This is a genomic window from Longimicrobium sp. (genome assembly GCF_036554565.1).
Taxonomy (GTDB): Bacteria; Gemmatimonadota; Gemmatimonadetes; order Longimicrobiales; family Longimicrobiaceae; genus Longimicrobium.
In genome coordinates this window covers 1-7894 of record NZ_DATBNB010000245.1, presented here as the reverse complement: position 1 = coordinate 7894, position 7894 = coordinate 1, and the positions used below count along the sequence as shown (strand labels likewise).

General features: G+C 71.5%; 7 protein-coding genes and 1 pseudogene. 6 read left to right on the top strand and 2 right to left on the bottom strand.

The window, feature by feature from the left end:
• A pseudogene (gene trpD / locus VIB55_RS06665) lies at positions 1-579 on the top strand (anthranilate phosphoribosyltransferase); the annotation flags it as partial.
• 552 nt (positions 580-1131) lie between these two features.
• On the opposite strand, the gene VIB55_RS06660 reads toward trpD, so the two are convergent.
• Entirely contained in the window at positions 1132-1266 is a 135-nt protein-coding gene (locus VIB55_RS06660; protein WP_331875889.1) for a hypothetical protein, read from the bottom strand.
• Between the two features lie 145 nt (positions 1267-1411).
• Entirely contained in the window at positions 1412-2035 is a 624-nt protein-coding gene (gene lexA, locus VIB55_RS06655) for a transcriptional repressor LexA (RefSeq protein ID WP_331025870.1), read from the bottom strand.
• A 93-nt stretch (positions 2036-2128) separates the two neighbouring features.
• Here lexA and trpC point away from each other — a divergent pair, with 93 nt between their 5' ends.
• The 5 genes from trpC to VIB55_RS06630 form a co-directional block, all read left to right on the top strand.
• Positions 2129-2935, top strand: coding sequence for an indole-3-glycerol phosphate synthase TrpC (gene trpC / locus VIB55_RS06650; RefSeq protein ID WP_349262997.1), 807 nt, complete (start codon positions 2129-2131; stop codon positions 2933-2935).
• The gene (locus tag VIB55_RS06645) at positions 2932-3591 is read left to right on the top strand and encodes a phosphoribosylanthranilate isomerase (protein ID WP_331875887.1); all 660 of its coding nucleotides are present in this window, start codon (positions 2932-2934) and stop codon (positions 3589-3591) included. Before trpC ends, VIB55_RS06645 begins: the two co-directional genes overlap by 4 nt.
• On the top strand, positions 3591-4808 hold the full coding sequence (gene trpB, locus VIB55_RS06640; protein ID WP_331875886.1) for a tryptophan synthase subunit beta: 1218 nt from the start codon (positions 3591-3593) through the stop codon (positions 4806-4808). Before VIB55_RS06645 ends, trpB begins: the two co-directional genes overlap by 1 nt.
• A gap of 39 nt (positions 4809-4847) precedes the next feature.
• Positions 4848-6530, top strand: coding sequence for a HEAT repeat domain-containing protein (locus VIB55_RS06635; RefSeq protein ID WP_331875885.1), 1683 nt, complete (start codon positions 4848-4850; stop codon positions 6528-6530).
• Positions 6527-7894: HD-GYP domain-containing protein (locus tag VIB55_RS06630; RefSeq protein ID WP_331875884.1), on the top strand; the 1368-nt coding region annotated here is incomplete at its 3' end. The genes VIB55_RS06635 and VIB55_RS06630, both read left to right, overlap by 4 nt.

Sequence of the window (7894 nt, the reverse complement as noted above, 5' to 3'; positions counted from 1 at the left end):
GGAATCGTGTTCATGTTCGCGCCCCTTCACCACCCGGCCATGCGCCACGTGGGCCCCATCCGCCGCGAGCTGGCGATGCCGACGGTGATGAACGTGCTGGGCCCCGTGACCAACCCGGCCGGGGCGCGGCGCCAGGTGGTGGGGGTGAGCGACCCAGCGCTGCTGGAACTGATCGCGGGCGCCCTGCTGGAACTGGGGCACGAGCGGGCGCTGGTGGTGCACGGCCAGCCCGGGATGGACGAGCTGAGCCCCCTGGGGCCCACGGAAATCCTGGAGGTGGATGGGGGAACGATCACCCGCCGCACCTTCGACCCGGTGGAAGAGCTCGACTGGCCCCGGTTCGACGTGATTGGACTGGAGGGCGGGGAACGCGAAGACAACGCGCGGAAGATCGAGGGCGTCCTGCGGGGCAAGATTGGCGGCTCGGCGCGCGCGGCCGCCGTGTTGAACGCGGGCGCGGCGATCTATTGCGCGGGGATGGCCGAGTCGCTCGTGGCCGGCGTCGCCCTGGCAGACGAGTCGCTCGAAGCCGGGGCGGGGTACGCCAAACTAGAGGCGCTGCGCCGCGCGACGCGGTAGGGGGAGCGGTTCGGGGTGTTCGATGGGTCAGGGCGCGAGGGCGGAGTTGGTTACCCTGGCTTGCCTGGTGCACTCGGCGGAGGCCGGCGCGCTCGACGGGCGCCCCCCATCCCCAGCCCTTCCCCCGCAAACTGCGCGGGGGAAGGGAGCTAGCCCGGTGCGTCTCCTCGAGTGCCGATGCTTGGGCTGGGTATCGTCCCAAGCTTCGGTGCGACTGGAGAACGGCCGTGCATTCCCCGGCTGCCCTCTCCCCCGGCCCCTCTCCCGCAAGCGGGAGAGGGGAGAATTCGATCGCGCTTCGGCAGGTTCGGCGCGTGATGAAGCCCCGAACGGGACTCGTGAGCGGACCGTGTCGGGGCTTGACTACACCCACCACTGGGCGCGCCACACACCCGGGCTCACCCAAGAACAAGCCAATCCACGAAGGTGGATTTCGTGTGTTTGTTGCAGCGAATTCATTCGCCCGTGCAGCCCCTGCAGCCCGTGCGAAGAGGCCTCTGGGCCGCGCGGCGAAAATGGCTAATGAGAGTGCGGAATGCCGAATCCCGCCTCTTACCGCGAAAAGACCGCGCGCAGCTCGAAGGGGCCGGGGATGGGCGGCGGCGTCTTGTCCTCCAGCACCATCATCCGCTTGTCGTTCTTTCCCAGCTTTCCCACCACGAACAGCACCGAAGCCTCGGACTTCATGGCACTCCCTTTCACGTGGCGCCCGGCACGCGCCGGGCGAAGATCGGCCCGGACCCGCACCCTGGCCAGCCGCCCGAAGGCGGGGCCGGTGCAGGGCCGGCGGACGCGCCCGCCAGCCGGCCGGACGTCGTCCATGGTCACCTGATCAGTACTTGCGGATCACGCCCACCACGATCCCCTGGATCGCCACGGCGTCCGCGGGAAAGTACATGGGCTTCATGGTCTCGTTCGCCGGCTGCAGGCGAATGCGGTTGCCCGCCTCGCGGTAGAACTTCTTGACCGTCGCCGAGCCGCCCACCGTTCCGTCCGACACCAGCGCCACCACCATCTCGCCGTTCTCCGCCGTCTGCCGCGAGTTCACGATGATGTAGTCGCCGTCGCGGATCTGCTCCTCGATCATGGAGTCGCCCCGCACCCGCAGCACGTAGTTCTCGCCGCGGCGCACCATGTCGTGCGGTACGGTGACCGTTTCTTCCATGCCATCGGGCACCGCCTCGATGGGCAGGCCCGCCGCCACCTCGCCCTTCAGCGGCAGCTCCAGCGCGGGGGCGTGAAGGTCTGCCCGGACGATCTCCAGCGAACGGCTCTTGTTGTAGTTCTTCCGGAGAAAGCCTTTTTGCTCCAGATTGGTGAGGTGCTCGTGCACCGTCGCCAGCGAGTTGTAGCCGAAGTGGTCCGCGATCTCCTCGTAGCTCGGCGAGTAGCCGTTCGATTCGACGAAGCTTTCGACGTAGTCGAGGATCTGCCGCTGCTTCTTGGTGAGCGCCATCCGCCTCTCCGCTGGGTTCCGGGGTGTGCGTCCGAACAGGTACCGAAGCAATATGCCCGAACGCAAACCGAAGCGCAAGGTTCTGGTGAAACTTTGAGTGCAAGCATCCTGGATCGGATCGTAGAAACCAAGCGCGGCGAGGTGAAAGCCACCTCGCCGCGGCTTGCCGAATACCGCGACATTGCACGCCAGGCGCCGCCCCCGCGCGGGTTCGCGGCGGCCCTGAAGCGCCCCGCGGAAGTGCGGCTGCTGGCCGAGGTCAAGCGGCGCTCCCCCTCGGCCGGCGACATTCGCCCGGGGGCGGACGCGGCGGAGATCGCCCGCGCCTATGCCGCCGGGGGCGCGGCGGCGCTCTCCGTTCTCACCGACCGCGACTATTTCGGGGGTGGCCTGGATGCGCTTCGCGCCGTCCATGCGGCGGTGGCGCTCCCCATCATCCGCAAGGACTTCGTGATCGACCCCGTGCAGGTGTGGGAGGCGCGCGCCGCCGGCGCCGACGCGGTGCTGCTGATCGCCCGCATCCTGGAGCAGCCGCTGCTGGAAGACCTCCATGCCCTGGTGCGCGAACTGGGCATGGACGCGCTGGTGGAGGCGCACACGCTCGCGGAGCTGGACCGCGCCCTTTCCGCCGGGGCCACCCTGGTGGGGGTGAACAACCGTGACCTCGACACCTTCGCCACCCGGCTGGAATTGTCGCTGGAACTGGCGGCCGGAGTACCCGAATCCGTCACCTATGTGGCCGAAAGCGGAATCCGCACGGCGGCCGACGTGGACCGGCTGGGCGCGGCCGGGGTGGACGCCATCCTGGTGGGCGAGTCGCTGATGCGGCAACCCGACGTGGCCGCCGCCGCCGCCGCGCTGTCCGGCCGTGCGAAGGCCGCGGGGGCGCGCCCTGCATGACCTGGACCCCCGCCGTAAAAGTGTGCGGCCTGATGCGGCCAGAAGATGCTGCACTTGCCTCCACGGCGGGGGCCGCGTACCTGGGGGTGATCCTTGCGCCCGGCGGAAAAAGAACCGTGACGGCGGCGCGCGCAAACGTTATACTTGGCGGCATACCGGCCAGGCGCGTGGGCGTGTTCGTGGACGCGGGCGAGAACGCGCTTCTCGCGGACGCCCGGGAGGCCGGCCTGCACGTGCTTCAGCTGCACGGCGACGAGCCTCCCGAGCTGGCGGACCGAATGCGCGCCGCGGGGTACGAAGTGTGGAAGGCGGTCCGCGCGCGCGGCGCGGACGACTTCTCCCGAGCCATCCATCGGTACGCGGGTTCGGTGGACGCGCTGCTGCTGGACGGGTACAGCCCGGCGGCACACGGCGGCACCGGCACCCGCTTTCCCTGGGCCGAGGTGGCGGAGCGCCTGGGCGAGCTTCCGCCCGGAATGCGGCTGGTTGCGGCCGGCGGACTGACCCCGCACAACGTCGCCGAAGCCGCGGCCATCCTTCGCCCCCACGCGGTGGACGTGAGCTCCGGGGTGGAGGTCTCGCCGGGGGTCAAGGACCCGGACGCGGTGCGGGAATTCGTCGAGCAGGTGCAATCCCTTTCCAAGCAGGTGCGTTGATGGCGTTCGAGGCAGGTGCGGCGGGTGCCGCGTGGGCGGACGGGATGTCCGGGCGGTTCGGCGACTTCGGCGGGCGCTTCGTGCCCGAAACGCTGGTCACCGCGCTCGACGAGCTGATCGGCGTGTACGGCGAGGCCGCGGCCGACCCCGCGTTCGGGGCCGAGCGGGGGGCCCTCGGGCGCGACTTCGGGGGCCGGCCCACGCCGCTGTACCGCGCCGACCGCCTGGGTGAGGCGGCGGGGGGCGTGCGGGTGTACCTGAAGCGCGAAGACCTGAACCACACTGGCGCGCACAAGATCAACAACTCGCTGGGGCAGGTGCTGCTGGCGCGGCGGATGGGCAAGTCGCGCATCATCGCCGAGACGGGCGCGGGGCAGCACGGCGTGGCCACCGCCACGGCCTGCGCGCTGTTCGGGATGGAGTGCATCGTCTACATGGGCGAGGAAGACGTCCGGCGGCAGGCGCTGAACGTGTATCGCATGAACCTGCTGGGCGCCGAGGTTCGCCCCGTATCCAGCGGCACGCGCACCCTCAAGGACGCCACCAACGAGGCCATCCGCCACTGGGTGACCCACGTCCGCGACACGCACTACATCATCGGCTCGGTGGTGGGGCCCGATCCCTATCCCCGCATGGTCAGGGACTTCCAGTCCGTCATCGGGCGCGAGTCGCGGGCGCAGTTCCTGGAGGTGGAGGGGCGCCTTCCCGCCGCGGTGGTGGCCTGCGTGGGCGGGGGCTCCAACGCCATCGGCATGTTCCACCCGTTCGTGGGGGACGAGGGCGTGGAACTCGTCGGTGTGGAGGCCGCGGGGGACGGGGTGGATACGCCCCGGCACGCCGCCACGCTCACCGCCGGCAAGCCGGGGGTGCTGCACGGCTGCCTGAGCTACCTGCTGCAGGACGAGGCGGGGCAGGTGGCGGCCGCGCACTCCATCTCCGCCGGGCTGGACTACCCCGGCGTGGGGCCCGAGCACTCGTACCTCAAGGACGCCGGCCGGGCGCAATACACCTCCATCACCGACGCCGAGGCGCTGGACGCCTTCGGACGGCTGGCGCGGCTGGAGGGGATCATCCCCGCGCTGGAGTCGGCGCACGCCATCGCCTACGTGCTCCGCGAGGGCGCCCGCTGGAAGGACGCCGGCCCCGTGGTGGTGTGCCTGTCCGGCCGCGGCGACAAGGACGTGGCCCAGGTAGCCGACATGACCGGCGCCCGCTGACCCGGCCGCGCCCCGCCGTACCATCCTCCTCTCCACTCCATGACCGACACCCTGCTCGATCCCGCCCCGCTCGCCGCCGCCCCGCACGGGGATGGCGACGCCGCGGTGCGCGCGGATGTTCAGGAAGTGGTGCGCGGCTTCGCCAAGGCGCTGCGCACGCACCTGCTGTACGAGGGCCAGTCGCCCTCGCTGGACCGCTTCGTCGAGTCGCTGCGCGAGCGGATGGCCGGGCTGTGGAGCCGGCTCCCGTTTCTGCGGGTGCAGATCGAGGAGCGCGAGATCCTGTGGGAGGGGGCCGCCGCCTACGTGGGCGAGGAGCGCGACAACCTGGCCTTCCTGCTGTACCGCGACGGCATCCGCGAGCTGAGCTTTCAGCCGGGGTTCGAGGGCGACGACCTGGACCGCTTCGTGTCGCTGCTGGCCCGCGCCCACCGGCTGCGCGCCGACGAAGAAGACCTGCTGACCCTGCTCTGGGACCACGACTGGGCGTGCCTGCGCTACCGGTACGTGGAGCCGCTGGGCGAGGGGGTGAAGCCGCCCGAAGCCTCCGGCCGCACGGCCGCGCGCGCGTCGCGCCCCCCGCGCGAAGACCCCGAGCCGGCCCGCAGCGTTTCGACCGAGGACTTCCAGGAGGCGCTGTACTTCCTGGACGAGGGCGAGATGCGCCGCCTGGAGGCGGAGCTGCATCGCGAGATGGGGCGCGACCTGTGGACCGACGTCCTGAACGCCCTCTTCGACCGGCTGGACGACGGGACGCCGGAGCGCCAGAAGCAGGTGATCGGCATCTGCGGCGACATCCTCCCCACCCTGCTGGGGGCGGCGCGGCTGGGCACGGCGGCGTACATGCTCGCGGAGCTGGTGAAGACCGCCACCGCGGGACGCTTCGGCCCGGCGGTGCTGCGGGCCATGCGGGGGCTGTTCTCGCAGCTGGCCCAGGCGGAAACGGTGGGGGAGCTGGCGCGCATCGTGGAGCAGGAGGGCGAAACGCTGGACCGCGAGCAGCTTTCCGCGCTGCTGGCGTTCTTTCCCCCCGAGGCGCTGGGCCCCCTGCTGAAGGCGGGCGAGTGCAGCGCCACCCCCGGTTCGCGCACCGCGCTGCTGGGCGCGGCCGAGCGGCTGGCCTCCATCACCCCCCAGGCGCTGCGCCCCCTGGCCGCCGCCGCCGACCCCGACGTGGCCGCCGGGGCCGCGCGGCTGATCGGCCGGCTGAAGGTGGTGGAGGGCGGGCCGGACCTGGCGGGGCTGCTGGCCCACGCCGACGCCCGCGTGCGGCTGGCCGCCGTCGAGGCGCTGCAGGAGCTTCGCTCGCCCACGGGGAGCGGCGCGCTGGAAACGGTGCTGGAAGATGCCGACCGCGACGTGCGGGTGGCCGCGGCCCGCGCGCTGGCGGCCCTGCGCTGGGCCCCCGCCCGCGCGCGGCTGGAGCAGGTGCTGGACTCGCGCCGCCTGCGCGAGTCGGAGCTCACGGAGCGCATCGCCTTTTTCGAGGCGTACGGGGCACTCGCCGGGGCAGAATCCGTCGCGCTGCTGGACCGCGTTCTCAACGGCAAGAGCTGGCTGGGCCGGCGCGAGACGGGAGAGATGAGGGCCTGCGCCGCGCTGGGGCTGGGGCGAGTGCGCCACCCGGCCGCCGAAAAGGCGCTGACCGCCGCGGCGGCGGACGCCGACCCCGTGGTCCGCAGCGCCGTGGGCCGCGCCCTTCGCGCGATCAAGCAGCCATGACCGAGCAGGCCCTTTCCGCCGAGCCGCGCGCCTTTCCGGGGGGCGGCGCCCCCAGCGACGAGCGCGGGCTGCAGCGCCGCGGCCGCGACTTCCTGTTCGCCATCGCCGCGGCGCTGCGGTCGCTGCAGCTGTACCCGCTGGAAAACCAGGCGGTGGTCAACGCGCTGGGCGAGCTGGAGTCCATCACCCTGGAGCTGCTGGAGGTAGAGGAGCACATCACGCTGCGCTTCGTGGGCGACTTCTTTTTCGTGAACGACCTGCGGCTGCGCATCGACCTTCACAGCTACGCCACCTACGGCGCGGTGGGGCGGGCGCTGGCGGGGCACGGCATCGGCGAGCTGGAGGTGGCCGCCGGCGTCACGGCGCCCGAGTGGACGGCGTTCCTGGCCCTGGTGAACACCGCGCCGGGGGGCGACGACCCCTTCGGCACCTTCCTGGAGCGGCTGGGGCGCACCTCCGTGGTGCACCTGTCGGTGGCGCCCGACCGCGAAAGCGAGCCGGACCCGCGCGACGACGAGGCGCGGCGCATGGCCAAGCGCGCCTACGCGCAGACGGTGGCCGTGGCCCGCGAGGTGATGACGGGGCTGCGGATGGGGCGCGGGGTGAGCCTTCGCCCCGTCAAGCGCGCCGTGCAGTCCATCGTTGACCAGGTGCTGAGCAACGAGGCCAGCATCATGGGCCTCACCAGCCTGCGCGACTACGACGAGTACACCTTCACCCACTCGGTGAACGTGTGCATCTTCTCCGTCGCCCTGGGCAAGAAGCTGGGGTTCCACAAGAGCCAGCTGTACGAGCTGGGGCTGGGCGCGCTCCTGCACGACGTGGGCAAGGTGCGCATGCCGGTGGACCTGATCAACAAGGCCGGCCCGCTGACGGAACCCGAGTTCGCCGTGCTCAAGGAGCACCCGGCCGAGGGGCTGATGCAGCTGTTCGAGATGCGCGGCCTGGCCGAGCTGCCCCTGCGCGCCATGCTCATGGCGTACGAGCACCACATGAAGGTGGACCAGAGCGGCTACCCGCGCTCCATCCGGCCGCGCAACCCCACGGTGTTCAGCCGCATCGTGGCCATCGCCGACGGCTTCGACGCGGCCACCACCAAGCGCAGCTACCAGGCGCAGCCGTGGCCCGCGGACAAGGTGCTGCGCGAGATGCGCGACAACCACGCGCGCGGCTTCGACCCGCTGATCGTGAAGGCGTTCATCAGCATGACCGGCATCTACCCCGTGGGGTCGCTGGTCATCCTGGACAGCTACGAGCTGGCCGTGGTGGTGGCCCCCAGCACCCGGCCCGACGCGATGCACCAGCCCGTGGTCCGGATCATCCACGACGCCATGGGGATTCCTCTCGACGTGCCCCCCACGCTG

Excerpts from the sequence above, each read along its gene's own strand:
- VIB55_RS06645 (WP_331875887.1), top strand. The coding sequence starts at position 2,932 with ATGACCTGGACCCCCGCCGTAAAAGTGTGCGGCCTGATGCGGCCAGAA.
- trpB (WP_331875886.1), top strand. The coding sequence starts at position 3,591 with ATGGCGTTCGAGGCAGGTGCGGCGGGTGCCGCGTGGGCGGACGGGATG.
- lexA (WP_331025870.1), bottom strand. The coding sequence starts at position 2,035 with ATGGCGCTCACCAAGAAGCAGCGGCAGATCCTCGACTACGTCGAAAGC.
- VIB55_RS06660 (WP_331875889.1), bottom strand. The coding sequence starts at position 1,266 with ATGAAGTCCGAGGCTTCGGTGCTGTTCGTGGTGGGAAAGCTGGGAAAG.
- VIB55_RS06635 (WP_331875885.1), top strand. The coding sequence starts at position 4,848 with ATGACCGACACCCTGCTCGATCCCGCCCCGCTCGCCGCCGCCCCGCAC.